The 19,649-nt window shown below is 54.3% G+C and carries 15 protein-coding genes; 12 read left to right on the plus strand and 3 right to left on the minus strand.

The window, feature by feature from the left end; genetic code table 11:
• Positions 1 to 18 precede the first annotated feature (18 nt).
• The 3 genes from JTP94_RS14995 (at position 19) to JTP94_RS15005 (ending at position 4,248) form a co-directional block, all read left to right on the plus strand.
• Positions 19 to 861: a DeoR family transcriptional regulator gene (locus JTP94_RS14995; RefSeq protein WP_204851277.1), complete on the plus strand. Its 843-nt coding sequence runs from the start codon at positions 19 to 21 to the stop codon at positions 859 to 861.
• A 53-nt stretch (positions 862 to 914) separates the two neighbouring features.
• Complete coding sequence (locus JTP94_RS15000; RefSeq protein WP_204851278.1) at positions 915 to 2,444, plus strand: FGGY-family carbohydrate kinase; 1,530 nt, start codon at positions 915 to 917, stop codon at positions 2,442 to 2,444.
• Between the two features lie 61 nt (positions 2,445 to 2,505).
• The gene (locus JTP94_RS15005) at positions 2,506 to 4,248 is read left to right on the plus strand and encodes a glycerol-3-phosphate dehydrogenase/oxidase (RefSeq protein ID WP_204851279.1); all 1,743 of its coding nucleotides are present in this window, start codon (positions 2,506 to 2,508) and stop codon (positions 4,246 to 4,248) included.
• Between the two features lie 10 nt (positions 4,249 to 4,258).
• Here JTP94_RS15005 and fba read toward each other — a convergent pair whose 3' ends face one another.
• On the minus strand, positions 4,259 to 5,323 hold the full coding sequence (fba, locus tag JTP94_RS15010) for a class II fructose-bisphosphate aldolase (protein ID WP_204851280.1): 1,065 nt from the start codon (positions 5,321 to 5,323) through the stop codon (positions 4,259 to 4,261).
• A 496-nt stretch (positions 5,324 to 5,819) separates the two neighbouring features.
• Between fba and JTP94_RS15015 the strand changes: the two genes are divergently transcribed.
• Together JTP94_RS15015 and JTP94_RS15020 are read left to right on the plus strand one after the other, a co-directional pair.
• Positions 5,820 to 6,956 (plus strand): mannitol dehydrogenase family protein, encoded by a 1,137-nt coding sequence (locus JTP94_RS15015; protein WP_204851281.1) that lies wholly within the window; start codon positions 5,820 to 5,822, stop codon positions 6,954 to 6,956.
• Between the two features lie 148 nt (positions 6,957 to 7,104).
• Positions 7,105 to 8,115, plus strand: coding sequence for a zinc-binding alcohol dehydrogenase family protein (locus tag JTP94_RS15020; protein ID WP_204851282.1), 1,011 nt, complete (start codon positions 7,105 to 7,107; stop codon positions 8,113 to 8,115).
• Positions 8,116 to 8,461: 346 nt separating this feature from the next.
• Here JTP94_RS15020 and JTP94_RS15025 read toward each other — a convergent pair whose 3' ends face one another.
• Positions 8,462 to 9,355 carry a sulfotransferase family 2 domain-containing protein gene (locus JTP94_RS15025; protein WP_204851283.1) on the minus strand — a complete coding sequence of 298 codons (894 nt, stop codon included), beginning with the start codon at positions 9,353 to 9,355 and terminating at the stop codon, positions 8,462 to 8,464.
• A gap of 283 nt (positions 9,356 to 9,638) precedes the next feature.
• Between JTP94_RS15025 and JTP94_RS15030 the strand changes: the two genes are divergently transcribed.
• From JTP94_RS15030 to cysN, 7 genes are all read left to right on the plus strand, one after another.
• The gene (locus JTP94_RS15030; protein ID WP_246754979.1) at positions 9,639 to 10,139 is read left to right on the plus strand and encodes a transposase; all 501 of its coding nucleotides are present in this window, start codon (positions 9,639 to 9,641) and stop codon (positions 10,137 to 10,139) included.
• A 204-nt stretch (positions 10,140 to 10,343) separates the two neighbouring features.
• Complete coding sequence (locus JTP94_RS15035; protein ID WP_204851285.1) at positions 10,344 to 12,248, plus strand: glycosyltransferase; 1,905 nt, start codon at positions 10,344 to 10,346, stop codon at positions 12,246 to 12,248.
• The gene (locus JTP94_RS15040; RefSeq protein WP_204851286.1) at positions 12,245 to 13,297 is read left to right on the plus strand and encodes a hypothetical protein; all 1,053 of its coding nucleotides are present in this window, start codon (positions 12,245 to 12,247) and stop codon (positions 13,295 to 13,297) included. The genes JTP94_RS15035 and JTP94_RS15040 overlap by 4 nt, the downstream gene beginning before the upstream one ends.
• Before the next feature lie 17 nt (positions 13,298 to 13,314).
• Positions 13,315 to 14,415 (plus strand): DUF563 domain-containing protein, encoded by a 1,101-nt coding sequence (locus JTP94_RS15045; protein WP_204851287.1) that lies wholly within the window; start codon positions 13,315 to 13,317, stop codon positions 14,413 to 14,415.
• 211 nt (positions 14,416 to 14,626) lie between these two features.
• On the plus strand, positions 14,627 to 15,433 hold the full coding sequence (locus JTP94_RS15050; RefSeq protein ID WP_246754981.1) for an ABC transporter permease: 807 nt from the start codon (positions 14,627 to 14,629) through the stop codon (positions 15,431 to 15,433).
• A 341-nt stretch (positions 15,434 to 15,774) separates the two neighbouring features.
• A complete protein-coding gene (gene cysD, locus JTP94_RS15055) occupies positions 15,775 to 16,674 on the plus strand; it encodes a sulfate adenylyltransferase subunit CysD (protein ID WP_204851288.1) in 900 nt (299 codons plus the stop codon).
• A complete protein-coding gene (gene cysN, locus JTP94_RS15060) occupies positions 16,674 to 18,566 on the plus strand; it encodes a sulfate adenylyltransferase subunit CysN (protein ID WP_204851289.1) in 1,893 nt (630 codons plus the stop codon). Before cysD ends, cysN begins: the two co-directional genes overlap by 1 nt.
• A 71-nt stretch (positions 18,567 to 18,637) precedes the next feature.
• On the opposite strand, the gene JTP94_RS15065 is transcribed toward cysN, so the two are convergent.
• Positions 18,638 to 19,648 carry a lysophospholipid acyltransferase family protein gene (locus tag JTP94_RS15065; protein WP_204851290.1) on the minus strand — a complete coding sequence of 337 codons (1,011 nt, stop codon included), beginning with the start codon at positions 19,646 to 19,648 and terminating at the stop codon, positions 18,638 to 18,640.
• Between the last annotated feature and the right edge of the window lies 1 nt (position 19,649).

A 19,649-nucleotide genomic window follows, 5' to 3' on the forward strand; every position in this document is an offset into this window, starting at 1 on the left:
TCAGCCTCAGAGGCCAAAGTGACCCAGAAAACAAGCCCCGCATCATTCCTGCAAGACGAACTGCCGAGCGATAGCCGGCATTCACGCCAGCTCGCCCGGCGCCAGCTGATCGCCGAGGCGGTCATGGCGGAAGGATCGATGCGGATCGAAGATCTCACCGAGCGCTTCGGCATCAGCCTGATGACGGCGCATCGCGATGTCGATGAACTGGTGGCTCGGGGTCTGTTCCGCAAGACGCGCGGCATTGTCACGGCGGCCGCCACCAGCCTGATCGAATCGAGCGACGTCTATCGCGCCAACCGGCAGGCGAGCGAAAAGAAGATGATCGCTGGGGCCGCCATGCAATTCATCGAGCCGGGCCAGGCGATCTTCCTCGACGATTCCACCACCGTGCTGCAGATGGCCTCGCAGCTGCCGGCCAAGGTGCCGCTGACGGCGATCACGAATTCGCTGACATTGATGAACGCATTGAAGGACATGCACGACGTCACGCTTCTGGCGCTTGGCGGGCAATACTACAACTGGTGCAACGCCTTTATGGGGCGGATGACCATCAACGAGATCAACCGGTTGCGAGCCGATGTTGCCTTCATCTCGATGTCGGCCATCATCGACGACGTGGTGTTTCATCAGTCTCCCGAGATCGTCGACATCAAGCGGGCCATGTTCAACAGCGCGGCCAAACGCATCTTGCTCACCGACCACACGAAATTCGACCGGCGGGCGCTGCATAGTTTCGCGGCCCTGAGCGAGTTCGATGTCGTCATCGTCGATGAGAAAACGCCCGCTGCTCATCTCGAGCGCATGCAGAACAAGAATATCAATGTGGTCGTCGCCAGGAGCGACAAGGAGCGAACCTGATGGCTGAGCCCAGCAAGGCTGCCTAAGGTCGTCCACCATCGGGAGAAATGAGAATGCCGAGTCTGCTCGGAATTGACAGCGGTCTCACCGTCACCAAGGCTGTCATCTTCGACATCGGCGGAACGCCGCTTGCCGTCGCCCGCCGCCGTGTCACGCAATTCATGCCCAAGGCGCGCCATGTCGAACGCGACATGGACGAGCTCTGGACGGCGACGGCCGATGCCATCGCCGAGGCGATCAAGCTCAGCGACCGCCCGGCAAGCGACATTCAGGCGATCGCGGCAACCGCTCATGGCGACGGCATCTATCTGCTCGACAAATCAAAGAGGCCGCTTGGACGCGCCATTCTTTCGCTCGACAGCCGTGCCGGAGCGATCGTGGAGCGATGGCTGACGGGGCCGGTCGCCGACCAGTCCCTGGCGCTGACAGGCCAGGTGCCGCACGTGTCAGCGCCTTCGGCGTTGCTCGCCTGGATCAAGGAGCACGAGCCGGTCCGCTTCGCCGAGATCGGCCATATCCTGAGCTGCAAGGACTGGCTGCGCTTCTGCCTGACCGGCGTCGCCGGAACCGACCGCACTGAGGCCAGCACCTCCTTTACCGACGTCTCGACTCAAGACTATTCGCCGGAGGCGCTGAAGCTTTTCGGTGTGGACAAATTGGTGGGCGCGCTGCCACATGCCTCGCAATCCGACGAGGTCGTCGGCCATGTGACTGAAGCCGTCGCCAAACGCACCGGTCTTGCCGAGGGAACCCCCGTTGTCGCCGGCCTGCACGATGTGACGGCCTCAGCGCTTGGTGCCGGGGGTTATGCCGAAGGCGTCGTCGCCGTGATCGCCGGCACCTATTCGATCAACGAGACGCTGTCGTCGGAGCCGCGCGTCGATCGCCGCTGGTTCTGCCGCAACGCCATCGCGCCGGGTCAATGGAACAATATGTCGATCTCGCCGGCATCGACAGCCAACTACGACTGGTTTCTGGACCAGCTCTGCTCCAGCGAACGCTCGGGTGCCGAAGCCACTGGCCATTCGATCCACGCTTTGCTGGCACCGGAAATCGAGGCTGCCTTCAACCGGCCCTCGAGCGCGCTGTTCCATCCCTATCTGTTCGGCTCCCCCTATGGTGCGGCGGCGAGCGCCGGCTTCTTCGGGCTTGGCGGCTGGCACGACCGCGGCGACATGCTGCGCGCTGTTCTCGAAGGTATCGCGTTCAACCACAAGATTCATGTAGACGCGTTAAGTGACGGTTTTTCCTTCAATCAGGCGAGACTGGCGGGTGGCGTGTCGCGCAATCCGATCGTCGTGCAGATGTTTGCCGACGTGCTTGGAATCCCTGTCACCGTGACGGAAACCGATGAGGCGGCCGCCTGGGGTGCTGCTCTCTGCGCCGGCGCCGGCGTCGGGATCTATGCCGATCCGCAGAGCGATCCGCGCGATGTCGGCAAGATCGCCACGACCTATTACCCAGATTCCGCCCGCAGCGCCGACTACCGTGTGCGTTATGAACTCTTCAAGGACATCGCCGACGCCATGACGCCGCTCTGGCCACGGATCGGCAATCTCGCAGCTCAACGCTCCCAAGACTAGACAGCCAATTGCGCTGCGCGAACGATTTGTTTTCGCGGCTGTTCACCAGGACGATGATGTTATGACCGATATGGCCGCCGATCTGAAACAACGCTTTTCCCGACTTCAAGACGCAGATGTCGACGTCGTCATCCTCGGCGCCGGAGTCAACGGCGCGGGGCTCTTTCGCGACCTTTGCGCCCAGGGCGTCAACTGCCTCATCGTCGATAAATCCGATTTCGGCTCGGGAACGAGTGCGGCGCCATCGCGCCTCATTCACGGCGGCCTGAAATATCTGGAAACCGGCGAATTCGGGCTGGTCGCGCAATCGGCGCTCGAGCGCAATCTACTGCTGAAGAACGCGCCGCATTGTGTCGAGCCGCTGCCGACATTCGTGCCGATCTTCTCCTGGACGCGGGGCATCTGGGCCGCCCTTCGCACGCTGACGGGCTCGACCACGGCTCCCCGAAGCCGTGGTGCTGTGCTCGTCAAGATCGGGCTTGCGCTTTACGACTTCTTCGGCTCGCGCAACCGGGTGATGCCGCGCCACAGGTTCCTGCTGAAAAGCCGCGCGCTCAAGGAAATGCCGCATGTGACGCCTGAGATCGTCGCCGGCGGCATCTATTACGACGCCAAGATCAGCCGGCCGGAACGGCTGGTCTACGAGCTGGTCAGCGACGGATTGGCGGCCAACCAGAAATCGTTAGCAGCAAACGCCACGACGCTGGTGTCTGCCACCGACGGCCTGCTGACCTTCCAGCGCTCGGACGGGTATGCCTTTTCGGTGAAGCCTAAGCTCGTCGTCAATGCCGCCGGGCCGTGGATCGATCACGTCAATGCGGCGCTCGGCGCTCCCTCTCACCTGATCGGCGGAACCAAGGGGTCGCATATCCTGCTCGATCACCCGGAACTGGTGCGTGGCCTGAACGGCCATATGATCTATTTCGAGGCCGATGACGGCCGCATATGCCTGGTCTATGGCTATCTCGGCCAAGCGCTCGTCGGCTCGACCGACATTCCCTGCGATGACCCCGACAATGTGCGCTGCGAAGAACCGGAAATCGAATATTTCCTCGATAGTGTCAGAGCACTCTTGCCAGGCCTCCGCGTCGAGCGCGACCAGGTGACCTACAGCTATAGCGGCATCCGTCCCCTGCCCGCCTCGGACGCCTCCTCGCCAGGCCTGATCAGTCGCGACCACTCCGCACCGGTCGTCGAAGCGCAGGCCGGACGGCCCTTCCCCGTTATTTCCCTCGTTGGCGGCAAGTGGACGACCTTCCGGGGTTTCGCCGAGGAAGTGTCCGATACCGTGCTGAAGCGCCTTCAGCGCACGCGCAAGACATCCACCGAGCGGTTGGCCATCGGCGGCGGACTGAATTTCCCGGTAAGCTCCAGCGAGCGCGCAGGCTGGATCCGATCGGTCGCCGCAAAGACCGGTGTGGAGGCAAGCAGGGTCGACGAGCTGCTAAGCCGATACGGCACCACCGCGGCGGCGATCCTCGGCCATCGTTCAGACTATGCCGATAGCCAGCGCATCAGCGGCGCGCCTCGTCATAGCGCCCTCGAAATCGATTGGATCGCCCGCCAGGAGCTTGTCGTGCATCTGTCCGACATCGTCTTCCGCCGCACGACCATGGCGATCGAGGGACTTCTGACCATGTCGGGATTGCACGAAATCGCCACTATTGCGGCGGCGGCCCTGCAGTGGGATGCGCAACGACTGGCCAAGGAGATCGACGACGTCGTCACGTCGCTGTCGAAATTCCACGGCCAGACTCTGGCCGTGGAGAGCACGCGCCGGTCGGCAAGCCCGGCGTCACGCTGATCGCTCAAATTCAGGAGAAGATCGGGTCCAGCGCGCCGGATTTGTAGCGCTTTGCCATTTCGGCGACGGAAAGCGGCTGGATTCGCGAGGCGTGGCCCGCTGTGCCGAACTGCTCGAAACGCTCCTTGCAGAGCTTCGTCAGCGCAGCCATGGCCGGCTTCATATATTTGCGCGGATCGAATTCGCTCGGGTCTTCCTGCAGCACGCGGCGGATCTGGCCGGTCATCGCCATGCGGCCGTCGGTATCGATGTTGATCTTGCGCACGCCATTCTTGATGCCGCGCTGGATCTCTTCGACAGGCACGCCCCAGGTCGGCTTCATCTGGCCGCCATATTTGTTGATGATCTCCTGCAGTTCTTCAGGAACCGATGAAGAACCATGCATAACGAGATGCGTGTTGGGCAGCTTGCGATGGATCTCCTCGATCACGTTCATCGCCAGCACCGAGCCATCAGGCTTGCGGGTGAATTTATAGGCGCCGTGCGAGGTGCCCATGGCGATCGCCAGCGCATCGACCTTGGTTTCCCGTACGAATTTGACGGCCTCGTCCGGATTGGTGAGCAGCTGGTCATGCGAAAGCTTGCCTTCGGCGCCATGGCCATCCTCGGCCTCGCCCATGCCGGTTTCGAGCGACCCCAGCACCCCGAGTTCGCCTTCGACGGATATGCCGCCGAGATGCGCCATCTCGGTGACCGTCTTCGTCACGCCGACATTGTAATCCCAATCGGCTGGTGTCTTCGCATCGGCCTTGAGGGAGCCGTCCATCATCACGGAGGTGAAGCCGGCCTGGATGGCCGTCATGCAGCTTGAGGGATCATTGCCATGGTCGAGATGCACACAGACCGGAATATGCGGATAGATTTCGACGACGGCGTCCATCATATGCTTCAGCATGATGTCGTTGGCGTAGGCTCTGGCACCTCTCGACGCCTGCATGATCACCGGTGCCCCAACGGCATCGCCCGCTTCCATGATGGAGAGTGCTTGCTCCATATTGTTGATATTGAAAGCAGGAACGCCGTAGCCGTTTTCAGCGGCATGATCGAGCAGTTGCCTCAAGGTGATACGTGCCATTCAACTCTCTCCTGGTCATGATGGGTGGCTAAGATCGTGTAGATGATGCCCCTTGAGCGGCGCGCCGGTTTACGACAGGGGAACGGGGTCCTCTGTCGTCGAAAAATCGTCGATATTTGGAAGGTATCGGACGCCGTCCGTTTCATAAGCGAAGCTTCCATCGTGCGACGCATCATCTCGATATGTTCATAACGGATAATAGTGACAAAATCAGATAATTTATGACATTTTGTTATGATTTTTATGAAGAATTGCGGATCAATGTGGTTGCAGGCTTGTTTCCATTGCCGGCATGTCGTGATTGCCCCTGATGCGGATCCCCTCGACTGAGCGCGACATCATTGCGCTTGCTTTATTTATCTAAAAGCCCTTGACGTTGGGACCCAATCTGTTTTCTATAGATAAAAAACATTCACCGGGAGGATCGATGGATGTCTACGTCTCAACACAGCACACGAACGACAGCGACTTGCCCTGAAGGCGCGGGGGTCTCGGCGTGAGCTCGCGGATCATCCAGTTCGGCACCAGCCGTTTTTTGCAGGCGCATGCGGCATTCTTCGTGCACGAAGCCAGGCAATCCGGCCTGGATGTCGGCCCGATCACTGTCGTCCAGATTTCGGGTTCCAGCAGCAGAAGCGGGCGTGTCGGCGCATTCGGCAATCCGGAAGGCTATCCGGTCATCATCCGTGGTATGTCGAATGGCCAACCTGTGGACCGCACAGTGCGTGTCACCAGCGTCGATCGTGGCTTGTCCGCCCTTGATCATTGGGAAGAGCTTTCGCAACTCTTCGCCGAAGATGCCGAATTCATCATCTCCAACACCGGCGAAACGGGATACAAAACCTGGCCCGACGAGGATCGCTTTGGCGAGGACGGCCGAATTCCACGCTCGTTCCCGGCCAAGCTTGCAGCACTTCTCGTCAAGCGCTGGCGCAAGTCTGGCCGCCCGCTGGTGATCCTTCCCTGCGAATTGATGACGGGCAATGGTCGCGTCCTGAAGCAGACCGTTATCGACTGCGCCAAACAAAACGGTGTGACAGCCGACTTCCTCAGGTGGTTGGACGATCATGTCGCCTTCGCCGAGACCCTGGTCGACCGGATCGTCTCCGAGCCGATCGAGCCGATCGGCGCCGTCGCCGAACCCTATGCGCTTTGGGCGATCAGGCGCGCGCCGGGCGTCCGGCTGCCTTGTACACATGAGAGCATCGTGCTGACCGACGATCTCGAGCCATACGAGCGTCTCAAGCTGCATATTCTCAATCTCGGCCACACGTTCCTTGCTGAAACCTGGCAAAGAGAGGGCCGACCAGCCGACGAGACCGTGCGCGCCATCCTTGCCGATGCCGGCATTCGCGCAAGGCTGGACGCACTCTATCAAAACGAGGTCTTGCCCGGCTTTGCCGCAAACGGCATGGGCGATGAGGCAACAACCTATGTGACAACAACGCTCGACCGCTTCCTTAATCCGTTCCTCGATCATCGCATCGCCGATATCGCCCAGCATCATCCCGAAAAGGTGGCCCGGCGCATCCATGCTTTCCTGGATTGGGCTGAGAAGGCGGGTAGCGCATCAGACGCGTCTGTTCTGAGGCAGATCGCAGCGCGCTATCCTTTGAACGAGGCAACGTCATGAGAGCAGCGGACCCTCAGATGCAAAGGGCGCGGTGGGGCTCGTGATCCGTAAGTTGAGCGACCGTCAGGCAATCGACTTGCGACATCAGTGGGACACGGCATTCTAACAGCTATGGTCGGCGTCGCCGGCCGATCGAGAGCGTATCACCATGAAAACATTGATCTGCGACGAACCCGACCGACTATCCCTGATCGAACGCGATGTCCCCACCCCTGCGGAAGGCGAGGTACTGGTGCGCATCAGACGCATCGGCATTTGCGGCACGGATTTTCATATCTATCAGGGCAAGCATCCCTTTCTCGAATATCCGCGCGTCATGGGCCATGAGCTCTCCGGCACGGTCGAGGATGCTGGCGAATCCACCCGCCTTAAAAAGGGAGAGAACGTCTACATCGTTCCATACCTCGCCTGCGGCAAATGCATTGCCTGCCGCCGTGGCATAACCAATGCCTGTCAGAGCCTCGCCGTCCTCGGCGTCCACCGCGACGGCGGCATGACGGAGTTCATCTGCGTGCCGGAGCCCAATGTCGTCTCTGCCGGCAAAGCCTCGCTCGACGAAGCCGCGATGATCGAATTCCTGGCAATCGGCGCCCATGGCGTCAAGCGCGGCGGCATCACCACGACCGACCGCGTTCTCGTCGTCGGCTCCGGCCCAATCGGCATGTCCGCCATCATATTCGCCAAGGCGCGCGGCGCCGACGTGACCGTCATGGACATGCGCGAGGACCGCCTCGATTTCACGATCGCCTCGCTCAGTGCCGACCGGACGCTGCTCGCCAATGACGAGGCCGAAGCCCATGCAAAACGCCTGACCGACGGCGATTTCTTTGACGTGGTGATAGACGCGACCGGCAACGCCATGGCCATGCAACGCGGCTTCGGCTTCGTCGCCCACGGCGGCCGCTACGTGCTCGTCAGCGTCGTTCGCAACGACATCACCTTTTCCGATCCGGAATTCCACAAGCGCGAGACTACACTCTTTGCCAGCCGTAACGCGCAGCCGGACGACTTTGCCGAAGTGGTGAAACAGATGGAAAATGGCCGTGTTCCGGCGGCTGCGTTGAATACCCATCGGGGTTCGCTGGAAGATGGACCGACGCTCTTCAGAGAGTGGCTAAGGCCCGAAGCTGGGGTCATCAAGGCACTTTTGGAGGTCTAAGTATCTCGCCGAACATAGCTCACAAACTGCACATTGAAGTATTTTTTGATTCTTTATTGAGTTATCAAGCTACAATCCAAGTATGCTACAAAGAAATAGCTCTTGTATGAAGAAGAATTCCAGAATTTTATAAAATTGAGCGCACTATATCATCATCACACCGATTAAATCGCCATTATTCCGATATATTACTAATATATCTCTTCGCTCAATCAACAATCGTAAACCTAACGTTAAGCCAAGCGTTCGTTTTGAAGCATAGAGAAATTTAGTGACTCGATCGATTCTCAAATTTAAACGAGCAAAAAGTCGAATGCGACTAGCGCTGGCAGCCCACCCTACATATCTAAAGATCGATATATTGACTTTCTTGTTTGTAATAGGACTGCATTTCGGACGAAAAATGAACATTTTTTACCGCCTCGGCTCCGACCATCAGTTTGGCGGCTTCTAACTTCACGTGATACATATCCTCAATAAGTGATCTAACCTCATCGATTTCACTAATCGAGTAAACAGCATCTAAAGACGCCCGCTTAGGAAGATACGCATTAATCGGATCAGTATGATGCCTAACATCGATAAATACGCGCCGATAAGAAAAAAAATGTTCCAAAAATTGATCTAGCGACGGATTTGTCGTAAATCCACATAGACCATTAAGTTCCCATGTATTATTTTTTAGTATATCCTTCGATACATTACCGTAAAAATAAGAAGTAACCCGATCAATGGCCGGCCTGACAATAGTAAATCTAAAATAATCGCTATATTTACCATCAAATTCGCTGAATTTAACTATCCTCATCATATTATTGATATAACTGTGCGATTCCTCATGCGGATCTATCGAGTAAATTGCCCTCACCAAATAATTCTTCACAGTAGTACTCGCACACTTTGGAATTGCGACATATAATATTTTCCGTGAGTCATCCACAAACGCTACCGTTGCTTCGCAGTCAGCATGTATGACATCGGCGATATGAATAGAGGCGGCACGCTCATAGCAGTTTCTAAAAATACTCTTTGCGGCAAGCTCATGCCCCAAACAGAGGAGTATCTGACCATAGATCATCCAAGCATTTGGGTCATCGTGTCGTTTCAGATAATCCTCCAATAAACCTTGTGCGCGCTCGATATCTCCTAATCGCATTACTCGATCATAATCGTTGTACAGGTTGGAGAAAAAATACCCCTTCCTGTCCATGATCTGCCTGTATTTCGCGTTGGTTGTCATAGGTTATATTCCTGAAAAATATGCTCGGAACGAATAGACAGGCGCTATAGCAGGTTTACGCCACAGGGCCCCTCGCATCATGTTATCTTGCTGTAGCTCTGGCAATAAGCGTTCGATCTTTGGATTGCGTTTGTGGATGGGTCCAGAAGAGCATTTGCGCGATAGCCCACATTGCGTTGCGCAGAGGGACATCTATGATGAACCCTCTGCGCAACGCAAGTACACGCGTCGGAATCTAGTGAACTAGGCCCTGTTGACAAATGGGTTCCCAAATCGCCGGAAAATGATTCAAAACTGCCTTTTAGGAGGTAGCTTTGGATCGTGGAGACGTGGCGGATCATGGGGACGTTGTTACCTTGCAGAGCGCGGTCGGAATTGCCGGTCTGCTCATGGCAACCGCATCTTTTTGAACGGCATATTGCATGTCTTACGCGTCGGTTGCCCTTGGCACGACATGCACGAACGATATAGAAAATGGAATTCGATCTATATCCGTTTCGGGCGATGGGCCGAACAAGGCGTATGGGATGCGTTCCTAGAAACGCTAATCAAAATGGGCTTGACCGACGACTGGCAGCATATGATCGACAGCAGTTCGGCCACTCGAAGGCTGCGGACGCTAAAGGGGGACTCACAGGGAGGCATTTGGTCGATCACGCAGGGCTTTACGACGAAAATCCACTCCCGCGCAGACGTCAGGGACGTCTTTACCGGAAAACTCCAGCCTCCGCTGGTCCAGAAACCTGGAGCGGTTCAGCATCACCACAGGAGTAGCCAAATTTAGAACAATGGAACTGAGAATCGGAAACGTCTCTGATCAATACCATTGATTTATTGCGTGACTCGTGATGTTTAAGCGCAGGTTGCATAGATCCGAAGATGGACTGATATGGATGAGAGACTGACCGGCTAGTGAATAAGTTTGATGTTGCCTCAATCGATCATAATAAAATATTTCTACAAGTAAGACGGGCTTAAAAGTTGGGTCATGACTAATTTTTTCTCAAAAATCCGCGATCATTTTGCTTCGACCAAAAATCTCAGGCGACGAGTTGAGCGAGATTACCCTGAGGTTTATAAGGTAATTTCGAAAAAGTTTGATACCTCATTTTATCTGCGCGTTTACGGAGACGTTCGGAGCGCCGGTATAGATCCCATTTGTCACTATATTATTTTTGGCTGGAAAGAAGGTCGGGACCCGTCGCCTGATTTCTCAGTGTCGATGTATCTGAAGCAAAATAAGGATGTACAGGCAGCCGGAGTCGAACCTTTTTGGCATTACCTAGTAGCCGGAGAGGCTGAGGGCCGATTACCCCGTTTTTCCAATATAGATCACGTATATTTGACTATTTCTAAAGAATTCTCGAAAGATTTTTATCTGGCCACCAATCCCGATCTAAAAGATCTGGGTATAGATCCTGTCGAACACTACATCAGAGTGGGCTGGACGGAGGGGCGGGACCCCACCCCAACTTTCTCTTCATCGTACTACATCAACTCTAATCCAGATGTGCGGGAGGCAGGTGTTAATCCATTTTATCACTTTTTGGTGGCAGGCTGTGGAGAAGGGCGAATTGCCACAGGCGTGAACTCTGCCAAATTTGCGGCGCTCGAAAGAGTACGCCCATTGAACGAAGTCGCCATTGACTGGCGTCGTGCTGATGCAGATCCTAGCTTGGGAACTGTGGAGGACCTACTTGGTGTCTTGTCGCAAAACTGCGCGGAAGCTGATAAGTTAATTTTTTCGGTTAGCCACGACGATTTTCGTCGGCAGACGGGTGGAGTGCAACTCTGTATTCAGATCGAGCAAGCATCGTTGAATCGAGAAGGCGGCGCTTATCTTCATGTCTACCCCTGGCAACCTTTGCCAACGCTAGCTCAGGACGATGATCCGCGTGTTTGCTTAAGCCTCAACGGTAATGCCGTTGGTACCTATCCCACCAGTGCGGTGATGCTGGCTCTTTCGCAGCATAAAAGAATCATGAAGCGGCCCATCTGGCGCGTGATACATTCTCTTCTCGGACATTCCCCTGAGCAGCTCAGTATGAGCGCCGAAGGGTTGTTTGATGAAAGTTATATTTGGGCTCATGATTATCTTTTGCTGTGTGGCGGATATAATCTTCTCCGCAATAGTGTTAGCTATTGCCACAGCCCTCACGTAAAATCCTCTGGCTGTACCATATGTGTCTTTGGCGAATCGCGTGACACGCATATAGCGCGTCTAGAGATACTTATAGCTTCTTGCGCGTTCACGCTCCTTTCTCCTTCAGTTATTGCACAAGACATTCTATTGGGGCGGAGCGGCTTCAAATTTGAGAAGAGCTACCTTGCTCCCCATTGCACGCTAGAGAAAACTTCCGCGATCAGCCGAAGATCCACACAAGCGCCAATACGCGTTGCCTTCTGCGGTTGGCCTGTCTATCACAAGGGCTGGTTTAGTTTCGAGAGCTTGGCAAGGCGACACGCGGGCTCGCCTCGCTATAAATTCTATTATTTCGGAGGAGATAACAATATCCCCAAATACATAGAAGCAAAGAAGATTCTCGTAACACAAAATACCCGAGACGCGATGACCAAGGCTTTGATAGAGAATGAAATTGATGTTGTTGTGCTTTGGGCGGGCTGGCCAGAGACGTTTTCTTTTGCGCTGTACGAGGCCTTGGCGGCGGGCTGCCAAATTGTAACAACATCTTCTTCTGGAAATATTGCCAAGGTAGTGGAGGAACGCAACGTTGGCGTTGTTCTGAAGAATGATGAAGAGCTCTACGCAGCTTTCGAGGGAGCGAACATCGAGGAGATGGTAAATCAGAAAAATCAGGGGCCGCGGCAAATCTCGTCAATAAATTATAGTCGGATGACAATCGATTTCCTCAATCGGGAGATGGCGTCTTGAGCGTGCATTGTTTCACTAGCTTTTCCTTTAGCTATCTTAATCGCGCACGTGTTCTTGTCCATACAATAAAGAAGTTTCATCCAGATTGGACCTTTTGGGCAGTTATTACTGATAAGGTGCCGGAAGGGTTTGCTTTTACTATATCAGGCGAGGACTTCGATAACGTGCTTTGGGGGGAAGATCTACGGCCAAAGGATTTTACCGCCTGGATTTTCAAGCATGACGTAGTCGAGGCATGCACCGCTGTAAAAGGATATGCGTTGGAGCATATTTTGCGGAGTGGTGCCGAGAAAATAGTTTATTTGGACCCTGATATCGCCGTCTTTAATTCCCTTGATCTCGTAGTCAAAGCGCTAGAGAATCATTCGATATTGCTAACTCCACATCAGGTACGCCCCGAAAAATTGGAGATGGCTATCCGCGACAACGAAATTACCTCGTCGCGCTTGGGCACCTACAATTTAGGATTTCTCGCTATTCGAAATGATTCTGCCGGTCGCGAGATGGCAGAATGGTGGGCGGCTCGTCTCTCCACAATGTGTTACGACATGCCGGAAGATGGTATTTTTGTGGACCAAAAATGGTGCGATCTGGTTCCTGCGCTTTTTGACAATGTTGGTATACTGAGAGATCCAGGTCTAAATGTTGCTAGCTGGAATTTGAGTCATCGCAGTGTAAGTATTTCTGCTTCGGGCGAGATTTTGGCGAACGAGGCTTTACTCAGATTTTTCCATTTCACAAAACTGGGGCCACTTGGCGATACGATGACCAAGCGGTACGCTGGGGCAGCTTCGGATGTGTACGAATTGTGGCTTTGGTATAAAAATGCCGTCCGTCAGTTTACGGATGATGCGGTACCATCTCGTTGGTGGCATTATGCTACTTATGAGGACGGGAAGATCATCGATAAGGAGGACAGAGTTCTCTATCGGCATAGGCAGGATCTTCAACATGCGTTCGCAAATCCGTTTGCAAGCGGAGCCGGAAGCTTCCAGGAATGGCTTAAGTTTAACAAAGAAGATTCGAGTAAGCGATCGCTTAGTTCTTAGATTGTGATAGAGAGCAAATGGTTAACGCCTATTATACCAACGAAGATTCGGCTGAGTGGCGGGAAGGTGCGGATAGCTTTAAGCAGGTGACAGACGCTGCGTCATATACTCGAAAGATTCCTGAGTTGATTGGTTTTGCTCCCGGACCAAATGGTGAACGGCATTGCCGTTACTTACTTCAGGTAATGGGCGAGGAGCGATGCGAAGTAATACCGACAGATCTTCTGGGTTACGATAATGGATACGCTGCAGATTTGGCGATGATGTTTGATAGTCGCCAGCGAGCTGTAACATACAGTCAGGTCGATCATGTTACTCGTCCAACATTCGCGGAAATTGCTAGATTTTCCGATCAGCCAGTTCCGCTTATAGACAGGCAATGCGGCTTTATATTTAAGGCTGGAAAGGATAACTATGGACACCTTCTTGTAGAGATGTTGCCTCGTCTCGAGATTATACTTGGTGGGCAATTGTCAGAGCCCCTCGCTCTGCTTGTTCCGACGCTGCCTCTTGCGCTAAGGAATTTGCTTTCGGAAGTGATAGGCAATTTATACTCCGGTCGTTTCGAACTCGTTGATATGCGGCACTCTTTAGTGCAAGCGCGCAATCTTCTTACAACATCACCCATTTCCAGGCACAATGCACAGAAAAGTCACGTCTTGCAGCTCTTTGTCAGCAAACTTTTGTACGCGGCGGAGAAGCACTCGAGTTTGCCAATCAGATCTGCCAAGAAAATATTTATTTCGAGAGCCAATGCCCCCAAAAGACAAATGGTAAGAGCAATTGAGTTAGAGAATATTGCTCGCGCGGCTGGGTACTATGTAATTCGGCCGGAGGAATTCAGCATATGGGAGCAAATCAATATATTTTCTAAGGCTGAGGTCGTGGCGGGTTTTATGGGCGCGGGTTTGACGAACGTTATATTTTGCCCGCCGCATACCAAAGTAAAAATGTTTGATCCTGGGCTTGCGGATTACTTTTTTTGTGATCTTGCCTCGTTGTTCGATTTGGATTTTCAGTGGATTTTTACCCAGCCGATCGGCGAGCCGTCTCCAGATCGTTTATCTGCCGAGTTGGAGATTGATCTCGGGCTGTTTCAGGTGCATTTGAAATGCTAATGAAGGGACAAGGCAATGACGCGAGAAGTCTGACCTTGCCCCGTTGAAATAATCAATTTTGAAATAAGCTCTGGCCCCAATGAGAAAGGTAAACCCGAACAACGCGATCAAATTCGCGCGGTAGAGTATGCTTTTCCTTTTGGGGATTGATCGAGATCCTCGCGGCGGCCTATCTTCGCCACACTTTCAGACATCAATTTTGGAGTCGAAGATGGCCTACAGGCGCCAAAAAAGCCGAAGCGCAATGTCATTGGCGCTTGAGCAGAAAATGAATGTTATGAACGCGGTAATGCTTCGCGACATGCGAACCAGATTTTTTAATCATGGTCTTGGTTTCCTTGTGCAGAGCTTTTGGCCCCTCACACACATCTTCGTGCTAATTGTGATTTACAATCTGGCAGGCCGAACCGCAGCTTATGGCGATTCCGTTACGCTTTTTTTTGCCACTGCACTCCTGCCTACGATGTCATTTATGTACATCTCACGGTTTATGTGCCTATCGCTCATCCTCAATCGCCAGATGCTGTCGTTCCCAGCGGTCAAAATTGTGGACATTATGTTCGCCCGGGCATTTCTTGAAATAATGGCAGCCTTCCTGACTTTATTCCTAACCATCGTAATTCTGCTGATCCTAGGAGATGATCCGTTCCCTGCCGACCCTATTCAGGCCGTTCTCGCCTATCTTTCTTCGCTATTGTTGGGCGTAGGCATCGGCAGCTTGGCCGGCGTGATCGTGATGTTTTTCGAACTGTTTGCGACTATCTACGCCCTGTTCATGGTCGTTGTTTACGTGACATCCGGCATAGTTTTCGTTGCTCCCCTTATGCCGAAGGTAATTGGTGACGTCCTTTCGTGGAGCCCGGTTTTCGGATGCGTGGAGTGGATGCGGAGCGCCTATTATCCGAGCTACCCGGACCAGTTTGTAAATAAATACTATATTGTTGGAATCGGCGTCGGATCCGCATGCCTCGGGCTCCTGTTGGAGCGCGTATTTCGCCGTCAAATAATGGAGGGGTGAAGTTTCCCCCTCCTCTATAGCAAGCCGATTGGCGGGACCGATACGATCGGATGGGATCAGACAATTGTATCAGCATATCCATCGACCTGGAAAACGCCTGTGAACCCTCGCCCGGTGGACTTAGCCCCGAAAAACTACCATAATTGAGAATTGATATCGTAGTTAAACTAATTGTTCTCTTGAGAAAACTATTTGGCCTTCATCTATTCTCTGGATGCGTACCAAGCGGGGGTGCAGTTGTCACCGTGCGGAACATTGTTTACAGAACCCAGCCTACTGCGTAAAAAAGTGCAATAGTTTTGCAACCAATATCCAACAAACTACTTTTAGTAGCGGAAACGATGTTAACCAACCACCTTCGAGAACTCGAGGCCGAATCCGTTCACATTCTCCGCGAAGTTGCTGCAACGTTTTCCAATCCGGTGATGCTTTATTCCGTTGGCAAAGACTCTTCGGTATTGATGCATCTGGCGATGAAAGCATTTCATCCAGGAAAGCCGCCATTTCCGTTTTTACATGTCGACACGACCTGGAAATTCAAAGAGATGATCACGTTTCGTGATCGCATGGCGGCCAGAGACGACATCGAGCTTCTTGTTCATATTAATCGCGACGGCATCGACCGACACGTAAACCCATTCACCAACGGCTCAAATACCCATACCCAAACCATGAAAACAGAAGCGCTGCGGCAGGCGCTCGATAAATATGGCTTCGATGCCGCTTTCGGCGGAGCCAGACGTGACGAGGAAAAATCGCGTGCCAAGGAGCGTGTCTTCTCTTTTCGCACTGCGAAACATTCCTGGGATCCTAAAAACCAGCGTCCCGAAATGTGGAAAACCTATAACACGCGGGTGAACAAGGGCGAGTCGATCCGTGTGTTTCCGTTGTCCAACTGGACCGAACTCGATATTTGGCAATATATCATGCAGGAAAAGATCCCGATCGTGCCGCTCTATTTCGCCGCCAAACGACCTGTGGTTGATCGCGACGGCATGTTGATCATGGTGGATGACGAGCGTATGCCACTTGCTGCGACGGATGTGGTGGAAGAGCGGATGGTTCGCTTCCGCACGCTCGGTTGCTACCCGCTCACCGGCGCTATAGAATCAACTGCTGCAACACTTGAAGAGATTGTTGGGGAAGTGCTAGCAGCTCGCACCTCGGAGCGACAGGGCCGCCTTATAGACAAGGATGAGGCGGGTTCAATGGAAAAAAAGAAGCGCGAAGGTTACTTTTGATGAATGATGGGATCCCCCCTGATCCTTTTTGTAGTGCGGCTGGCTATCGTTCCAATCAGGATGGAAAATCCCTTCTGCGCTTCCTGACTTGCGGTTCCGTCGACGACGGCAAATCGACGCTCATAGGACGCTTGCTCTACGATACCAAAAGCCTCTTTGACGACCAGCTTTCCACTTTGGAGCAGGACAGCGTCAAATACGGCACCACGGGCGATGACGTGGATTTTGCACTTTTGGTCGACGGCTTGGACGCAGAGCGCGAGCAGGGGATCACGATTGATGTCGCTTACCGGTTCTTCTCTACGCCGAAGCGCACGTTCATTGTCGCCGACACTCCCGGTCACGAGGAATATACGCGCAATATGGTCACCGGCGCATCGACAGCTGACCTTGCCATTGTCCTCGTCGATTGCCGTCAAGGTGTCCTGCAGCAGACAAGACGCCACAGTTTCATCGCGTCGCTGCTTGGCATTCGCCATGTCGTGCTTGCGATCAACAAGATGGATCTGCTGCAATATGAACAGGCAGCCTATGAACGGGTAGTCGCCGACTATACGGCCTTCGCCAAGGAACTTGGCTTTGCGACCATCAGGCCGATACCGATATCCGCGCGCTATGGCACCAACATAGCAGCGAAATCGGCAGATACGCCGTGGTACGATGGTCCGTCATTGCTCGACCATCTCGAAACTATCGCGACCGATAGCAATGCTTCGGAAAAGCCATTCCGCTTTCCGGTGCAATGGGTTAATCGGCCAAATCTCGATTTTCGCGGCTTTTCCGGCCAGGTCGCCTCGGGAACAGTCTCCGTGGGCGATGCAGTCACGGTCGCAAAATCCGGCCAGCAAACCACGGTGAAGCGCATCGTGACGTATGATGGGGACCAGGCCTCGGCTTTTGAGGGGCAGGCCGTCACCTTGGTCTTAAGCGATGAAGTCGAATTGTCGCGTGGAAATCTGCTGGTTTCTCCGACAGAAAGGCCCAATGTTTCCGACCAGTTCCAAGCGCATGTCATCTGGTTCAGCCACGAGGCGTTGATACCCAGCCGCGCCTATATCTTGAGGACCGAGGCCGATAGTGTGAGCGCCACGGTGACGGCGCTCAAATATAGCATTGACGTCAATACATTCGCCCATCAGTCGGCAAAGACGCTGGCGATGAACGAGATCGGCGTATGCAACTTGTCAACCCAGCAGCCCATCTGCTTCGACAGCTACGCCGAAAATCGCATAACCGGCAATTTCATATTGATCGATCGCTTCACGAACGCGACCGTCGGTGCAGGGATGATCATCCACTCGTTGCATCGCGCGGAGAATGTCCACTGGCAAGCATTGACGATCGACAAAGCGGCCCGTGCCGAGCAGAAGAACCAGCATCCCGTCGTATTGTGGTTCACAGGCCTATCGGGATCCGGCAAATCAACGATCGCCAATCTCGTCGAAAAGCTGTTGCATGCGAAGGGAAAGCACACTTTCCTGCTCGACGGCGACAATGTCCGCCATGGTCTCAACCGCGATCTCGGCTTCACGGCCGAGGACCGCGTGGAAAACATTCGCCGGATTGCCGAGGTCGCAAAGCTGATGACCGATGCCGGTCTTATCGTGCTGGTATCGTTCATTTCGCCGTTCCGATCCGAGCGGCAAATGGCGCGCGAGCTCATGCCTGACGGTGAATTTATCGATGTCTTTGTGGACACGCCAATTGAAGAATGCGTGCGGCGCGATCCCAAGGGTCTCTATAAAAAGGCTATGGCGGGACAGATCCCCAATTTCACCGGTATTTCTTCGCCCTATGAGGCGCCCGAAAACCCGGATATCCATCTGCATACCTTAGGCCATGCTCCACTTGATCTGGCGCACCGCGTCGAAGACTATCTGAACCAAATATGAAGGCTGGCGTTGCCTATGCACTAAGCGGCGGAAACGGGGAGTTCCATCCGCAACCTGCGCCAGCATGAAGTTCAGATGTTGGCAGCTGGCATTCGGTTGTCGATAAAATACCACTGCTCCGGATTTTCACGCACCATTGGCTCGATTACCGCATTCAGGAAGCCAACATCCGCGGCAAGCTGATCTTCTGATGCATCAGTTGTCGGCAGCCTGAACGGCTCGAGCGCCTTTAGCACAAAGCTCGCTCCGTTTTCCCGGACAATGAAGAGCGGATAGATCAACGCATTCGTCCTACGCGCCATCCGTGCAATGATGGCGTAGTTGCCTTCTAGGTGCGCTGGCTGGCCAAAGAAGGGCGCGCGGATGCGGCCGTTGAAGCCCTCGTCGCAGAACATCAGCAGATTGCCGCCGTTCTCCAGGTTCCGCAGCGCCGGGCGCACGAAGCTGCGGCCGGGTTTCAGGATCCCGAGGCCTGCACCCTTGCGCAGTCGGTTGACGATGTAGTGGCGCGAGCGGCGCTTGGGCGGGTCGTAGTTCATGGTCACCGCCAATCCCATGTCGAGCAGGCAATGCCACAGCACCTCCCAGTTGCTGACATGCGGCGCGATGAAAATCACCGGACCTTCGGCGCAGTGCTCGACCATTCCCTCTGTGCCGATCTCGCGGACATGGCGGCGCGCCAGCCGGGGCACGACGGAATATTCGGCCATCTGCCGGCCTTGTGAATCGGTGTAACGCTCCAGAAGCGTCTCGAGCTCGGCGTCGCTGAGATCCGGCCTTATCATCTTCAGGTTGGCCGCGGCGCGAGCATAGGCACTCTTATGGAAACGCGGCGCCAGGAGCCGACCCAGCCACCCGCCGAGTGCGGAACAGGCTCGGGCAGGCAAAAGCATAAAGGCAAAGTAGAAAAACAGATCTATGGCGTTGTCGATATTCTCATAAAGCCAATAGCGCAGGAACGCCTTGCGTCGATCGCCGCCAGCCAGGAAATCGGCGAACGGAGGCGCCTTGGGAGGCTCGTAGGTCCAAGCTTTGCGTTTGCTGCCGGCAGTTCCTCTGCCGGTCTCGTCGCCGGTTGCCACC

Source organism: Martinezella lusitana (assembly GCF_016901135.1).
GTDB classification, from domain to species: domain Bacteria; phylum Pseudomonadota; class Alphaproteobacteria; order Rhizobiales; family Rhizobiaceae; genus Rhizobium; species Rhizobium lusitanum_D.